This window comes from Aurantimonas sp. DM33-3 (assembly GCF_014334315.1).
Classification (GTDB): domain Bacteria; phylum Pseudomonadota; class Alphaproteobacteria; order Rhizobiales; family Rhizobiaceae; genus Aurantimonas; species Aurantimonas coralicida.
Genome location: NZ_JACSGS010000001.1, coordinates 81321 through 95202, shown reverse-complemented (window position 1 = coordinate 95202; position 13882 = coordinate 81321). Strand labels below are relative to the sequence as shown.

At 68.6% G+C, this 13882-nt stretch carries 13 protein-coding genes; 3 read left to right on the top strand and 10 right to left on the bottom strand.

Going from position 1 to position 13882, the window contains the following annotated elements:
- Positions 1 to 24: 24 nt before the first annotated feature.
- Both H9Q09_RS00505 and H9Q09_RS00500 read right to left on the bottom strand, forming a co-directional pair.
- Positions 25 to 414 carry a hypothetical protein gene (locus H9Q09_RS00505; protein ID WP_187389457.1) on the bottom strand — a complete coding sequence of 130 codons (390 nt, stop codon included), beginning with the start codon at positions 412 to 414 and terminating at the stop codon, positions 25 to 27.
- 133 nt (positions 415 to 547) lie between these two features.
- On the bottom strand, positions 548 to 2131 hold the full coding sequence (locus H9Q09_RS00500; RefSeq protein ID WP_187389456.1) for a bifunctional aminoglycoside phosphotransferase/ATP-binding protein: 1584 nt from the start codon (positions 2129 to 2131) through the stop codon (positions 548 to 550).
- Between the two features lie 142 nt (positions 2132 to 2273).
- On the opposite strand from H9Q09_RS00500, the gene H9Q09_RS00495 reads away from it, so the two are divergent.
- Positions 2274 to 2624, top strand: coding sequence for a cytochrome c (locus H9Q09_RS00495; RefSeq protein WP_187389455.1), 351 nt, complete (start codon positions 2274 to 2276; stop codon positions 2622 to 2624).
- A 46-nt stretch (positions 2625 to 2670) separates the two neighbouring features.
- Here the strand turns inward: H9Q09_RS00495 and H9Q09_RS00490 are convergent, their stop codons facing one another.
- From H9Q09_RS00490 to H9Q09_RS00475, 4 genes are all read right to left on the bottom strand, one after another.
- On the bottom strand, positions 2671 to 5364 hold the full coding sequence (locus H9Q09_RS00490) for a bifunctional acetate--CoA ligase family protein/GNAT family N-acetyltransferase (protein ID WP_187389454.1): 2694 nt from the start codon (positions 5362 to 5364) through the stop codon (positions 2671 to 2673).
- Between the two features lie 107 nt (positions 5365 to 5471).
- Positions 5472 to 6545, bottom strand: coding sequence for an NAD(P)-dependent alcohol dehydrogenase (locus H9Q09_RS00485; RefSeq protein ID WP_187389453.1), 1074 nt, complete (start codon positions 6543 to 6545; stop codon positions 5472 to 5474).
- Positions 6546 to 6607: 62 nt separating this feature from the next.
- Positions 6608 to 6865: a hypothetical protein gene (locus H9Q09_RS00480; protein WP_187389452.1), complete on the bottom strand. Its 258-nt coding sequence runs from the start codon at positions 6863 to 6865 to the stop codon at positions 6608 to 6610.
- 21 nt (positions 6866 to 6886) lie between these two features.
- Entirely contained in the window at positions 6887 to 7729 is an 843-nt protein-coding gene (locus tag H9Q09_RS00475) for a universal stress protein (RefSeq protein WP_187389451.1), read from the bottom strand.
- Between the two features lie 175 nt (positions 7730 to 7904).
- On the opposite strand from H9Q09_RS00475, the gene xth reads away from it, so the two are divergent.
- Both xth and H9Q09_RS00465 read left to right on the top strand, forming a co-directional pair.
- Positions 7905 to 8732, top strand: coding sequence for an exodeoxyribonuclease III (xth, locus tag H9Q09_RS00470; protein WP_187389450.1), 828 nt, complete (start codon positions 7905 to 7907; stop codon positions 8730 to 8732).
- 4 nt (positions 8733 to 8736) lie between these two features.
- Entirely contained in the window at positions 8737 to 9177 is a 441-nt protein-coding gene (locus tag H9Q09_RS00465; protein WP_187389449.1) for a DUF1810 domain-containing protein, read from the top strand.
- Positions 9178 to 9196: 19 nt separating this feature from the next.
- On the opposite strand, the gene H9Q09_RS00460 is transcribed toward H9Q09_RS00465, so the two are convergent.
- From H9Q09_RS00460 to H9Q09_RS00445, 4 genes are all read right to left on the bottom strand, one after another.
- Positions 9197 to 10141 (bottom strand): ABC transporter permease, encoded by a 945-nt coding sequence (locus tag H9Q09_RS00460; RefSeq protein ID WP_187389448.1) that lies wholly within the window; start codon positions 10139 to 10141, stop codon positions 9197 to 9199.
- Positions 10138 to 11190 carry an ABC transporter permease gene (locus tag H9Q09_RS00455; protein ID WP_187389447.1) on the bottom strand — a complete coding sequence of 351 codons (1053 nt, stop codon included), beginning with the start codon at positions 11188 to 11190 and terminating at the stop codon, positions 10138 to 10140. Before H9Q09_RS00455 ends, H9Q09_RS00460 begins: the two co-directional genes overlap by 4 nt.
- Positions 11190 to 12713, bottom strand: a complete 1524-nt coding sequence (locus tag H9Q09_RS00450; protein WP_187389446.1) for an ABC transporter ATP-binding protein — start codon at positions 12711 to 12713, stop codon at positions 11190 to 11192. The genes H9Q09_RS00455 and H9Q09_RS00450 overlap by 1 nt, the downstream gene beginning before the upstream one ends.
- Before the next feature lie 138 nt (positions 12714 to 12851).
- Positions 12852 to 13838, bottom strand: a complete 987-nt coding sequence (locus H9Q09_RS00445; protein WP_187389445.1) for a BMP family protein — start codon at positions 13836 to 13838, stop codon at positions 12852 to 12854.
- Between the last annotated feature and the right edge of the window lie 44 nt (positions 13839 to 13882).

The window sequence follows — 13882 nt, the reverse complement described above, 5'->3', positions numbered from 1 at the left end:
AGGGACAGGACGCGGCAGGACCGCTCAGATCGGCCCGACCTTCACGACCTGATAGGTGTGGGTCTCGGCGCCGCGCCGGATCGAGACGTATTCCCCCGGCACGAAGCGCTCCTGATCGAAGTGGAAACCGATCTCGTCATCGGCCGGCCCGGCCTCGTAGTCGAAATACCAGGTGCCGCCGGGCTTGCGCCGCAGCCGCCCGATCCGGTCGGTCTCGCCGTCCTGGAAATGGCGGACGCGGCAGGCTGCCTGATGCGGCTTCCATTCCGCCGGATCGATCCGGCTCTCCGTGTCGAGCGGCACCAGAAGGTCATAGCCGTAGCGGCTGTCGCCGCCGGGGTGGTCCTTCTCGCGGGCAAGTTCCAGCCGGACGTGGCGGAACGAGGCGGGAAAGTCTTGCGGCGTGGTCGTCATCGGGGATCTCCTTCGATCCGTCCAGCCTAGCCGCGATCGCGGACCCGACATTGATCGGCATCAAGCGCGGGACCGATCGTCATAGATCACCGCACCGCTTCAGCGATCGGCGACCCGCCGGTTGGCGCCGAGGTTAATCCGGCAATATGTCACGCGCGTCTCGCCCCGGTCGGCTGCGCTCCATCAGTCGCGCCCGCGCGTCGACAGCGCGGCGGGCCGCCTCCGCAACCGGCTCCGGTTCGCCGTCCCCGTCGATCCGCTCCCAGTCGATGTCACCGGGATCGCGGGCGAGTTGCTGCCTCACGATCGCGGTGGTGGCGTCGGAAGGATCGTTGCGGCGCGCGGCCACCCGGCGCAGCATCTCGGCCGGATCGACATCGAGCCAGAGACCCTGGAAATTGACGCCGGCGTCTCGCGCGGTCGCGGCGATGCGGCTGCGGTCGGCCGCGCGCTCGAAGGTGGCATCCGCGACGACGCCGTGACCCAGCCGCAGGATGCGCTTGGCTTCTGCTGCAATGGCCGCATAGACCCGCTCGGTCATGTCCGTCGTATAGGCATTGGCCTTCAACCGGGTCTCGGCCGACACGCCGCACAGACGCTTCCGGATGCGATCGCTGGACAATGTGCGCGCGCCCGGGGCCGGGCCGATGCGTGGCGCCAGAGCGGCTGCGACCGTCGACTTGCCGGAACCGGAGAGGCCGCCGACGGCGATCAGGCGGGACGGCCGGGGGTCGCGAAGGTCGAGCGCCAGCGCGAAATAGCGTTGGGCCTCGGCGCGGATATCGCTGGCCCGTGGCCCGGCATCCGAAAGCTGCGCGGCGCCGACATGGGCCCTGACCGCAGCGCGCACCGCCATGAAGAAGGGCAGCGCCGGCAGACCGCTCTCGTCCCGGGTCACGTCGAGATAGCGGTTGAGAACGCGATTGGCGAACTCCTCCAGCCCGCGATGCCAGAGATCCATCAGGAGGAACGCCAGATCGTAGAGCGTGTCGGTGGTTCCCAGTGCCTCGTCGAACTCCAGGCAGTCGAACAGCACCGGTTCGTCGTCGACGGTGCAGATGTTGCGCAGATGCAGGTCGCCGTGGCACCGGCGCACCCGGCCGGCCTTCGCGCGCTCGTCCAGAAGCGGTCCGAGCCGCGCCAGCTCCTGGCGAAACCGTCGATTGAAGCGGCCGGTCTCCTCGCCGCCGAACAGCTCGGTCGCCGCAAACGCCGCCTCGTTGATGTCGAGGACCGCCGCCATCCGCGTGGCGCCGTCCGGCGCGGGGTCGGGCGGGATCGTCTCGTGGAACGCCGCGATGGTCCGGGCAAGACGATCCATCAGCGGACCGGTCAGCGTGCCCTCCATGGCGCGCCGGTCGAAGAGTCCGTCCCCGTCGAAGCGGCGCATCACGACGACCGCGTCGACGAGCTCGCCACCGCCGTCGAGAACGAGGCCACCGCCGGGCTCCCGCGTGATCCTGCGAACGGCGCGGTAGAGCTGCGGCGCCGTGCGCCGGTTGAGGTCCAGTTCGCGTTCGCAGGCTGCAAGCCGCAGGGCGGGCGTCGAAAAGTCCACATAGGGCCGTCTGACCGGCCGCTTGAGCTTCACGGCCGTCTCACCACCCAGCAGCACGATGGAGATATGCGTGGTGACGGTCTCGATCCGTTCGGACGGAACGCCGGCGAAGAGCCGGGAGCGGATGCATTCGAGAATCGCGTCGTCGGCTTCGTGCATGACGCCCCGCCTTTCCGGCAGCCGATCGGCCGCGCGCGTCGTTGCCTCGCCCGGATCAGATCGCCCCGCATTGATCGGCGTCAAGGCGGGGCGCCGCGCGCGGTGGTCAGATGCCGCGACAGGTACACACCGGGAGACGACGATGACGCGATCGACATCCATGCGGGGGCGGCTGGGACTGGTGGCCATGGCGGTGGCGGGCCTTGCACTTCTGCCCTGTGCCGCGACAGCGCAGGACCTTGCACAGATCGCCAACGGCCAGCGCTTTCTCGAAACCAATTGCGCCCGTTGCCATGCCATCGCGCGGACCGGCACCAGCCCGCATCCGCAGGCACCGGCGTTCCGGACGCTGTCCCAGAGCTATCCCATCGCCAGCCTCGAGGAGGCGCTGGTGGAAGGCCTGTGGACCGGGCATCCCGACATGCCCGAATTCATCTTCGGTCCCGGTCAGGCGCGGGCGATCATCGCCTATATCGAGAGCATCCAGGACTAGGCCGCCGATACGTGGCGGCTGCCGGCGCCCCCGTCAGCACTCCGCCTCAGGCGTCGGTGCCCCTGTCGAATTCGATGGTGACATGCGCGGTTTCGGAGAAGTCTTCCGTCCGGTCGGCGCGGAAGCCGAGATCGCGGGCCATCTGCAGCATGGTGACGTTTTCGCGCAGCACCTCGCCATAGACGCGGTGCAGGCCGCGCGCGCGGCCATAGGCGAGGATCTCCGACAGAAGCCGGTAGCCGAGCCCCCGCCCCTTCATGTCCGAGCGCACCAGCACGGCAAATTCGGCCGCCTCGTTCTCCGGGTCGGAGACGAGGCGCGCGACGCCGTAGATCGGCCCCTGCCCGTAGGCACTGCCCGGCTCGACGGCGACCAGCGCCATCTCGCGGTGGTAGTCGATCTGCGAGAACCGCGCCGCGGTCTGGTGCGGCAGCGCCTTCATCGGAGCCATGAAGCGCAGCCGCAGATCCTCCTGCGTACAGCGCGCGACCATCTCGACCAGCGGCTCCTCGTCCTCCGGCCGGATGGGCCGCAGCACGAAGCGTTCGCCGTTGCGCAGTTCGACGGCGCGTTCCAGCTCGCGCGGATAGGGCCGGATCGAGGGCGCCACCCGCGCTGTGTCCGCCGCATGCAGCGAGATGCGGGCGTCGAGCGCCAGGACACCCTCGGCGTCGGCGAGCAGCGGATTGATGTCGAGTTCGGCGACGTCCGGCAGATGCACCGCCAGTTCGGACAGGCGCACCAGAACGTCGGCCAGGGCATCGAAGGCGACCGGCGCCACGTCGCGATACCCTGCCAGCAGCTTGGAGATCCGGGTGGCGCGGATCATCTCACGCGCCAGGACGGAATTGAGCGGCGGCAGGCCGATGGCCCGATCGCCGATCACCTCGGCCGCCTTGCCGCCGCGACCGAACAGGACCACCGGGCCGAAGGTCGGGTCCGGCGCGATGCCGGCGATCAGCTCGTAGGCGCCGTCGCGCACGATCATCGGCTGGACGGTGAAGCCGTCGATGCGCGCATGCGGGGCGTATGCGCGCACGGCTTCCAGCATCGCCTCGGCGCTCTCGCGCATCTCCTCGGCCGAACCGATATTCAGGCGCACCCCGCCGGCATCGGATTTGTGGGAGATTTCGGCCGAGACGATCTTCAGGACGGCGGGAGCTCCGACCGCATCGAAACCGGCGACCGCGCCGTCCACATCGCTCGCCATGCGGGTGGTCACGGTCGGGATGCCGAAGGTCGCCAGCAGCCGCTTGGCCTCGTACTCGCTCAGGATCGTCCGGCCATCCTGGCGGACGGTCTCGATCAGTTCCTGCGCGCTCGCGATATCCTCGTGGCCGATGGCGACGCCGGCCGACGGGGTCTCCAGGAGAAGCTCCTGATTGCGCTTGTATTCGACAAGATGCGTGAAGGCGCGGATCGCCTTTTCGGGACTGTCGAAGGTCGCGACCTTCTCGGCGGCGAAGAGGTCGCGCACCGGGGCCGCGGAGGTTCCGCCGAGCCAGTTGGTGAGCACCGGAAACCGCGGACGCCGCTTGGCGATCGCGGCGACCCGGCGACCGGCCTCCATGCCGTCGGCAACGGCGGTCGGGCAATTGATGACGAGGATCGCGTCGCTCTCGCGCTCCTTCATCAGGATGTCGAGAGCGGCGCCGTAGCGCTCGGGTGTGGCGTCGCCGATGATGTCTACCGGGTTGGCGCGCGACCAGGTCGGCGGCAGCAGGTCATCGAGCGCGGCAATCCCCGCGTCGCTGAGTCTCGCCAGCCGCCCGCCGTCGGATTCCAGCGCATCGACGGCCAGGACGCCGGCGCCGCCGCCATTGGTCAGGATGGTCAGCCGGTCGCCGGAGATGCGCACGCCGCTGGCGAGCGTCGCGGCGGCCTCGAACAATTCCTCGATCTCGCGCACCCGCAAGATGCCGGCGCGGCGGAAGGCGGCGTCGTAGACGACATCCGAGCCGGCCAGTGCGCCGGTGTGGGACTGCGCGGCCCGCGCGCCCGCCGCACTGCGCCCGGCCTTGATCACCAGCACCGGCATGGAGCGAGCGGCCAGGCGGGCGGCCGACAGGAATTTCTGCGCCTCGGTGACGTTCTCGACATAGAGCAGGATCGAGCGGGTCGTCCGGTCGGTCGCCAGATAGTCCAGCATGTCGCCGAAATCGACATCGGACATGTCCCCGACGGACAGGAGATGGGAGAAGCCGATGCGGCGCTCGTCGGCCCAGTCGATGACCGAGGTCAGCATGGCGCCGGACTGGCTGACCAGCGCGATGTCGCCGGCCCGCGGCATCAGATGGGCGAAGCTGGCATTGATACCCGCGGCCGGGGAGATCAGGCCGAGGCAGTTCGGCCCGATGATGCGCATGAGATGGGGGCGCGCGGCGTCCAGCACCTGCTGGCGCAGGGTGGCGCCATCCACCGTCTCGCCGAGGCCGGCCGAAATGACGATGGCGGCGCAGCAACCGCGCTTGCCCAGCGCCGCGATGATGCCGGGCACCGTGCGCGCCGGCGTGGCGATCACGGCGAGGTCCGGCACCTCGGGCAGCGTCTCCACCGAGCGATGGCATTGCCGGCCGTGGATCTCGCGCGCATGCGGATTGACCAGCATGATACGGCCGGCAAAGCCGCCGGAGACCAGATTGTCGACCAGCACCGAGCCAACCGACCCCGGCTCATTGCTGGCGCCGATCAGCGCGATCGAACGCGGCGCGAACAGCGCGTCGAAATTGCGGATGCTCATGCGGCGCCGGCCGTTCGCGCGCCTCGGGTCTGGGTCATGATCGTCCGTCCCTGTGCCGCCAAACTCGCGTCAACGGCGAGGAACATATCATGCCGGAGCCACCGCTTCTAAGGCTGGATGGCGACCTTCAGGACCCCGTCGCGCTGATGCGAGAAGAGATCGTAGGCCTCCTCGATCTCGTCGAGCTTGTAACGATGGGTCACCAGAGGCGTCGTGTCGAGGCGCTGCGACGCGATGACGTCCATCAGCCGGCGCATGCGCTCCTTGCCGCCCGGGCACAACGTCGTGACAATCTTGTTGTCGCCGATGCCGGCGCTGAAGGCGTCGAGCGGGATGGTGAGATCGTTGGAATAGACGCCGAGCGAAGACAAGGTGCCGCCCGGACGCAGAACCCGCAGGCCGGCCTCGAAGGTCTCCTGCCGGCCGAGCGCCTCGATCGCCACATCGACGCCGCGGCCATCGGTCAGCCGCATGATCTCCGCGACGACGTCCCCCTTGGTGAAGTTGACGACGTGGTCGGCGCCCATCTTGCGGGCGATCTCCATGCGCTCGGGCACGGAGTCCACCCCGATGATCGTGGTGGCGCCCATCAGCCGCGCGCCGGCCGTGGCGCAGAGGCCGATCGGTCCCTGGGCGAAGACAGCGACGGTGTCGCCGATCCGCACGGTCCCGCTTTCGGCGCCGGAAAAGCCCGTCGACATGATGTCGGGACACATCAGGACCTGCTCGTCGGTGAGCCCGTCCGGGATCGGCGCCAGATTGACCATGGCGTCAGGCACCAGGAGGTATTCGGCCTGGGCCCCGTCGATGGTGTTGCCGAAGCGCCAGCCGCCCATCGGCTGGAAACCGTGCCTGGTGCCGGGACCATCCTGCGAATGGCAGCCGCACAGGCAGGCATTGCTGTAACCACTGGGCGAGATCGCCCCGGCGATGACCCGCTGGCCCTCGCGGTAGCCCTGCACGGCGGAACCGAGCTTCTCGATCACCCCCACCGGCTCGTGGCCGATCGTCAGCCCGCGCTCGACCGGATATTCGCCCTTGAGGATATGCACGTCGGTGCCGCAGATCGTCGTCGTGGTGATCCGCACCAGCGCGTCGAGGGGGCCGACATCGGGAATCGGCTTCTCATCCAGCACGATCCGGTTCGGTTCGACGAAGATCGCCGCTTTCATCATGGCCATCGGTCTCAACCTTGCATTCGTTACGGGAACTGCTGTGTCGGACAAAACCGCCTGCCGGGCGGTCAGCTGGTGGCGCGACTGGAGCCGACCGTTGTCGGCGACGGGGTGACGATCCGGGCGGGCAGGCCTGCCGCATGGCGGGGCCGCTCGACCTTCAGCCTCACGGCCTGCCCGAGCCGCGTCACGCGCTCGGCGTCGGCGAAGGCCGAGCGCAGGGCATCCAGCCGACGGTGAAACCGGCCGTGGGGCGAATGGCAGAAACTGACCTGCCAGCCCTCGCCGCACGGCTCGATGCTGTATTCCAGATGACCGTAATGCATCGCGCGCCTCCGGAAGGTTCGTTAGCGTGACAGGAGCAGCGGGACGTCGCAGCGGCTCAGGAGCTCGCGCGTCACGCCACCCAGCAGCATCTCGCGCAGGCGGGAATGGCCATAGGCGCCGACGACGATCAGATCCGCGGAAAGGCTCTCCGCCTCCTTCATCAAAGCATCGGCGGGATGGCGCCAGTTCGGCAGTTCGCGAGTCTCCACCGTCACGCCGTGGCGATCGAGATGGCGGGCCATGTCGGCCATCGGCTCCAGGTGCCGTTGCTCGGTCGCGCCATCCTCGACGACACTCGCCAGAACGACGAGCTTGGCCTGCTTGAGGAAGGGCAGTGCCGCTGCCACCGCATGGGCGCATTCGGGCGAGTCCCGCCAGCCGACGACGACCGTCTCCGGCGCCGCGAAGCTGCGCTTGGGCTCCGGCGGCACGACCAGCGCCGCCGCACGGGCATTGAACAGGATCGCCTCGACCACCTGGCCGCTCAGGGCATGCTTGCCGCTCTGCTGGACCAGCACGAACAGATCCGTCGTGCCGGCGAGCCGTTCGGCAGCGGCCGACAGATGACCGAAGCTGCCGTCCGCGCGCCGCAGGCCATAGGGGACCGCGACCCGATCCAGTCGCTGGCGCAGCTTCTGCTCGGCGGCATCGCCATTGTCCTTGCCGACCTTGAAAAGCTCGGCGACCAGCATGTCGGAGCCCGGCCCCGCCGGCACGCCGGTGATGTGGATGTGGTTGGCGAGCATGCATTCGAGATGGGCGCCGAATGCGCTAGCGATCGTTTCGGCATAGTCGATGGCGACTTCGTCCGACGGCGATCCGTCGAGATAGACCGCCAGGTCCGCGATGGGGGATTTGTGCATGGGATGACCCTTTGCCCGAGTTGCGATCGCGACGGCGTTCGACATGCCGTCAGAGTGCCGGCCGGGCGCGGTCCCCGCCTTGATCGAGGTCAAGGCTTTGGAAAGGTCCGCGCCCGCTCGCAATTCGGCGCCTCATGCCTCTCGAAATCAAGCGGCATGACGCCAGGTCTGGCGGATGAAGATCGCCAGTTTCAACATCAACGGGGTGAATGGCCGCCTGCCCGTGCTGCTGCGCTGGCTCGCCGAGGCCGAACCCGACGCAGTGTGCCTGCAGGAACTGAAGGCGCCGGACGAGAAGTTTCCGATCGACGCCATCCGCGAGGCCGGCTACGGCGCGATCTGGCATGGGCAGAAGAGCTGGAACGGCGTCGCGATCCTCGCCCGCGGCACCGACCCGCTCGAGACGCGGCGCGGCCTGCCCGGCGACGACGACCATCAGAGCCGCTATCTGGAAGCGGCGGTGAAAGGCGTTCTGATCGGCTGCCTGTATCTGCCCAATGGCAACCCGGCGCCGGGCCCGAAATTCGACTACAAGCTGCGCTGGCTGGAGCGCTTCGCGAACCATGCCGCCGAGCTCATGGCGACCGGGGCCCCAGTAGTGCTGGCCGGCGACTACAATGTCATCCCGACCGAGATGGACGTCTACGAGCCGGAGCGCTGGGTGGACGACGCGCTGTTCCGGCCGGAGGTGCGCGAAGCGTTCCACCACCTTCTCAATACGGGCTGGAGCGACGCGATCCGCAGCCTGCAGCCGGAGGCCACCCTCTATACCTTCTGGGACTATCTGCGGAACGCCTGGGGCCGCGATGCCGGGCTGCGGCTGGACCATCTGCTGCTGAGCCCCAACCTCGCCCCGCGATTGCTGGCCGCCGGCGTCGACCGCGACGTGCGCGGCTGGGAAAAGGCCAGCGACCACGCGCCGGCCTGGATCGAGATCACCGACGCGGAGGCCGGCACCAAACGGACGGCAACGCGTTCATCGAAACGCCGGCCGAAGGAGTGACGATGTGACGGAAGACGACCCCGACGATCTGGAGCGCTTCGTAGCCGCGCAGGCGCCGGTCTACGCGCAGGCGCTCGGCGAATTGCAGGCAGGGCGCAAGCGCAGTCACTGGATGTGGTTCGTGTTTCCGCAATTGCAGGGTCTCGGCCATTCCGACATGGCCCGGCATTTCGGCATCGCTTCGCTCGACCAGGCCCGCGCCTATCTGCGCCATCCCGTGCTGGGGCCCCGGCTCGTCGACTGCACCAATGCGGTTCTGGCGCATGGCGACCGGTCGCTCGCCGCGATCTTCGGCGCGCCCGACGACATGAAGTTCGGCTCGTCGATGACCCTGTTCGCCCATGCGGCGGGCGACGACCCGTCCGGCTTCCGGGACGCCCTCGCCCTGTTCTGCAACGGCCGCGAGGACCAGGCGACGCTGCGGCTGCTGGGCATCGACGGCTGACAATCGCCGAGCGTGTGCCTCAGCGCTCGCCACGCCGGTAGGGCTGCATCAGCGCCTGCGGCACCCGGGCGCGCCGCGCCATCACCACCAGCGCCACGATCGACAGGAGATACGGCATCATCAGGAACATCTGATACGGGATCGCCTTGCCGAACTCGGTCTGCAGCCGCAGCTGATAGGCGTCGAAGAGGGCGAAGAGGATGGCGCCGAGCAAGGCCCGTCCCGGCCGCCAGGTGGCGAAGACGACGAGCGCGATGCAGATCCAGCCGCGCCCCTGGATCATGGTCGGGAAGAAACTGTTGAAGGCCGACAGGGTGAGGAACGCGCCGCCGACGCCCATCAGGGCGCTGCCGGCCACCACCGCGCCGATGCGGATGGCGATCGGGTCGACGCCCTGCGCTTCAGCCGCATGCGGGTTCTCGCCGGTCATGCGGATTGCCAGCCCCAACGGGGTGCGGGCCAGCACATAGGCCATCACTGCCGCCACCAGCAGCGCCAGATAGGTCGGCGCGGTCTGGGTGAAGAGCGCATCACCGACGATCGGAAGGTCGGAGAGGACCGGCACGTGCAGCGGCTGGAACGGCTCGATGGTCGGAGGCGTGCCCTGCAGCGGCACGACCAGCCGGAAGATGAAATAGCTCAGGCTCGAGGCCAGCAGCGTGATGCCGAGCCCGGTGACGTGCTGGGACAGCCCCATCGGCACCGTCATCAGCGCGTGCAGCAGGCCGAACGCCGCGCCGCCTAGCGCCGCCGCGAACAGGCCCATCCACAGATTGCCGCCCTCGAAAACCGTCAGCCAGCCGATCATGGCGCCGAAGCTCATGATGCCCTCGATGCCGAGATTGAGCACGCCGGCGCGTTCGCAAAGGAGCGCGCCGAGGGTGCCGAAGATCAGCGGCGTCGCGATGCGCAGCACCGCTTCCCACATGCCGGCGGAGGCGAAGATGTCGAGCGCGGCACTCATCGGCGGATCCGGTAGGCAGTGAAGAGCAGCGCGACCAGCATGGTCAGCAGCGACAGGGCGACGGTCACGTCGGCGATGAAGCTGGGCACGCCGAGCGCCCGGCTCATGGAATCGGAGCCGACGAACATCATCGCCGCGAAGAGCGCGGCGGCGACCACGGCCAGCGGCTGGAGATTGGCGAGCATCGCCACGATGATGCCGGCATAGCCGTAGCCGGGCGACAGGTCGGTCGTGACGTAGCCCTTCACGCCGATTACCTCGATCGCCCCGGCCAGCCCGGCGAGCCCACCCGACCAGCAGGCGACCTTGACCAGCGTGCGGCCGAGCGGCACGCCGGCAAAGCGCGCGGCAGCGGGGTTGAGCCCGGCCGCGCGCGATTCCAGCCCGTAGGCGGTGCGCGACTGGACGACATGGACGACGATGGCGACGAGGACGGCGATCAACAGGCCGACATGCAGACGCGACCGCTCCAGCAGCTTCGGCAACTGGGCCTCGGCCACCACCGGGACGGATTGCGGCCAGCCGAATGCAAACGGGTCCTTCATCGGCCCTTCGATCATCATCGACACGAAGAGCAGGACGACGAAGTTGAGGAGCAGCGTCGTCACCACCTCGTCGACGCCGAAGCGCAGCCGGAGCGCAAGCGGCACGAGGAGCAGCATCATGCCCGCCAGCGCACCGGCGATCATCACCGCCGGGATCAGGGCAATACCGGGCAGGCCGGCGAGACCCAGCTGCGAGCCGAGAAAGGCCGCGGTCAGCGCGCCGACATAGAGCTGGCCCTCGGCGCCGATGTTCCAGACCTTGGCCCGGAAGGCGACCGCCACGGCGAGGCCGGTGAGGATCAGCGGTGTCGTCCGGGTCAGCGTTTCGGTCAGCGCGAGGCGCGAGCCGAAGGCGCCTTGCACGATGCGGGCATAGGCCTCCAGCACCGGCGCCCCGGCCAGCGCGATCAGCACGCCCGACAGTGCGAGCGCGACCAGCACGGCGAGGATCGGCGCGACCACCATGAGGGTCGCGGGACGGCTGTCCCGACGTTCCAGACGCATCAGGCGGCCTCGTGCGGGGCGACGGCCCATTCGCCGGCCATCATCAGGCCGAGACGCCGGGCGTCGAGGGATTCGATCGGCACCGGCTCCGACAGGCGCCCGCCGACGATGGCCTGCACCCGGTCGGCCAGCGCCAGCACTTCGTCGAGATCTTCCGAGATCAGCAGAACACCTGCGCCCGCATCCCGTGCGGCGAGGATCTCGCCATGGACGGCCGCGATGGCGCCCTCGTCGAGACCGCGCGTCGGCTGAGCCGCGACCAGCACTTTGGGGGATCCAGCCAGATTGCGGCCGAAGATCAGCTTCTGCATGTTGCCGCCGGACAGGAGCCGCGTGCGGCTATCCGCCGATCCGCCGCGAATGTCGAAACGGTCGATGACGTCGGCGGCAAAGGCGCGCGCCGTCGATTGCCGGACGAAGCCGCCCTTCGAGAAGGGGGCGTCGCGCACACGTTCGAGAATGGCGTTCTCCCAGATCGCCAGTTCGCCGATGGCGCCTTCGGTGTTGCGGTCCTCGGGGATGCGGCCGACACCGCGGCGCACGAGGTCGCGCGGCGACAGCGTGGAGGTCTCCTCGCCCAGCACCGACAGGCCGCCGGCATCCGGCGTGACGAGCCCGGACACCAGATGGGCGAGTGTCGCCTGGCCGTTACCGGAGACGCCGATAATGCCCAGCGTCTCGCGCTCGCGCAGGTGAAAGCTGACATTGGAGAGGCGTTTCGCGCCACCCACCGTAACGCTGACGTCCCGCGCCGCCAGCACCGTGTCGCCCGGTACCGCAGCGGCGCGGACCGGACGCGTCACGCCGCGCCCGACCATCAGCTCGGCCAGTTCCTCCTTGGAGGTCGCCGCGGTTACCCGCTCGGCGACCATCCGCCCGCCGCGCAGCACCAGCACGCGGTCGGCCGCCGCCATGACCTCGTGCAGCTTGTGGGAGATGAAGATCAGCGACAGTCCTTCGGCCGCCATCACTCGCAATGTCTTGAAGAGGGTCTCCGCCTCCGGCCGGGTCAGCACCGCCGTCGGCTCGTCGAGGATCAGGATCTTCGCATCGTTGTAGAGTGCCTTCAGGATCTCCACGCGCTGCTGCTCGCCGACCGACAGATCGCCGACACGCTTGTCCGGATCGACGACAAGGCCGAAACGCTCGGCGAGGCTTGCCAGCTTGCGCCGCGCGGCGGCCTTGCCCGAGCGCCAGCGCAGCAACGGCTCGGTGCCGGTCATGACGTTTTCGAGGACGGTGAGATTCGGCGCCAGGGTGAAATGCTGATGCACCATGCCGACGCCGGCGGCGATGGCGGCGCGCGGCCGGCCGAGCGGCAGTTCCTCGCCGGCCACGAGAACGCGCCCGGCATCCGGCACGTAGTGGCCGAACAGGATGTTCATCAGCGTCGTCTTGCCGGCGCCGTTCTCCCCGAGCAACGCGACGAGTTCGCCGCGGCGAAGGGTCAGGCTGACGTCGTCATTGGCCGCGAAGTTGCCGAAGCGCTTGGTGATGTGTTCGAGGGACAGGACGACGGTCATACGGTCTCACTCCCGCCGTTCCGCATTGTCCGGCCGTCCGACGGATTCCGGCCGGCCGCGCGGAGAATACCGCGGGGACCGGCCGGATCGTCGGCGCCGTCGCAGATCGGCGAACGGGCTGGCATGCGTTTTCGCAGATCAGGTCGGTTCGGTGAAGTCGATGACCACTTCGAACTCGCCGGCCTTGATCGCGGCGCGGCGCTCTTCCATCGCCGCGACCGCCTCGGCCGGGACCATGGACTCGGCGAAGACGATGTCGTTCCCGCCTTCCTGCATCATGCTGTAGGGCGTGTAGTTCTTGCCGGTGCCGTTCTTGGCCTCGGTGTCGGCGATGGCCGCGTCGAGGATCGGGCGGAAGTACCACATGGCGTTGGCGAAGACTGTCTCGGGGTAGCGCTCGGTATAGTCGGTCAGCGAGCCGATCGCCTTGATGCCGCGCTCCTTGGCGGCGTCGGCCGTGCCGATGCGCTCGCCGAACAAGATGTCGGCGCCGGCGTCGATCTGGGCGAGGCCCGCCTCGCGCGCCTTGGGCGGATCGAAGAAGGTACCGATGAAGCCGATCAGGTGCTTGGCATCCGGACGCACCGAATCAACGCCAGCCCGGAAGCCATTGATCAGCATGTTGACTTCGGGGATCGGGATCGCCCCGACCGCGCCGAAGATGCCGCTTTCGCTCATCTTGCCGGCGAGCATGCCGGCGAGATAGGCGCCCTCGTGATTCCACGTGCCGAAGGTGCCGAAATTGTCGCCGGTCGGCTCGCCGCTGGAGCCCATCAGGAACATGGTGTCGGGATAGTCCGCCGCGACCTGCCGCGCCTCGGTCTCGACAGCATAGGCCTCGCCGACGATCAGCTGGGCGCCCTGCTCGGCATATTCGCGCATGGCGCGGGCGTAGTCGGTGCCGCTGACGCCTTCGGAGAACACATACTCGATGGCACCGTCCTCGGCGGCCTGGACCATCGCCGCATGCAGGCGCGAGTTCCAGGCATTCTCCACCGGCGAGGCGTGGATGCCCGCCACCTTCAGCGGCGTCTGCGCGAAGGCGCGCGGCATGCTCAGTGCGAGGCCGACACCGGCGCTGCCCAACAGAAAACCGCGCCGACCGATCCGACCTGACTTCAGCATGAAATTCCCCAACGATCCCGAATGAAACAGGCCGCGATTTGACG

Coding starts and splice junctions, on each gene's coding strand:
- H9Q09_RS00505 (WP_187389457.1), bottom strand. CDS start 414: ATGACGACCACGCCGCAAGACTTTCCCGCCTCGTTCCGCCACGTCCGG.
- H9Q09_RS00500 (WP_187389456.1), bottom strand. CDS start 2,131: ATGCACGAAGCCGACGACGCGATTCTCGAATGCATCCGCTCCCGGCTC.
- H9Q09_RS00495 (WP_187389455.1), top strand. CDS start 2,274: ATGACGCGATCGACATCCATGCGGGGGCGGCTGGGACTGGTGGCCATG.
- H9Q09_RS00490 (WP_187389454.1), bottom strand. CDS start 5,364: ATGAGCATCCGCAATTTCGACGCGCTGTTCGCGCCGCGTTCGATCGCG.
- H9Q09_RS00485 (WP_187389453.1), bottom strand. CDS start 6,545: ATGGCCATGATGAAAGCGGCGATCTTCGTCGAACCGAACCGGATCGTG.
- H9Q09_RS00480 (WP_187389452.1), bottom strand. CDS start 6,865: ATGCATTACGGTCATCTGGAATACAGCATCGAGCCGTGCGGCGAGGGC.
- H9Q09_RS00475 (WP_187389451.1), bottom strand. CDS start 7,729: ATGCACAAATCCCCCATCGCGGACCTGGCGGTCTATCTCGACGGATCG.
- xth (WP_187389450.1), top strand. CDS start 7,905: ATGAAGATCGCCAGTTTCAACATCAACGGGGTGAATGGCCGCCTGCCC.
- H9Q09_RS00460 (WP_187389448.1), bottom strand. CDS start 10,141: ATGAGTGCCGCGCTCGACATCTTCGCCTCCGCCGGCATGTGGGAAGCG.
- H9Q09_RS00455 (WP_187389447.1), bottom strand. CDS start 11,190: ATGCGTCTGGAACGTCGGGACAGCCGTCCCGCGACCCTCATGGTGGTC.
- H9Q09_RS00450 (WP_187389446.1), bottom strand. CDS start 12,713: ATGACCGTCGTCCTGTCCCTCGAACACATCACCAAGCGCTTCGGCAAC.
- H9Q09_RS00445 (WP_187389445.1), bottom strand. CDS start 13,838: ATGCTGAAGTCAGGTCGGATCGGTCGGCGCGGTTTTCTGTTGGGCAGC.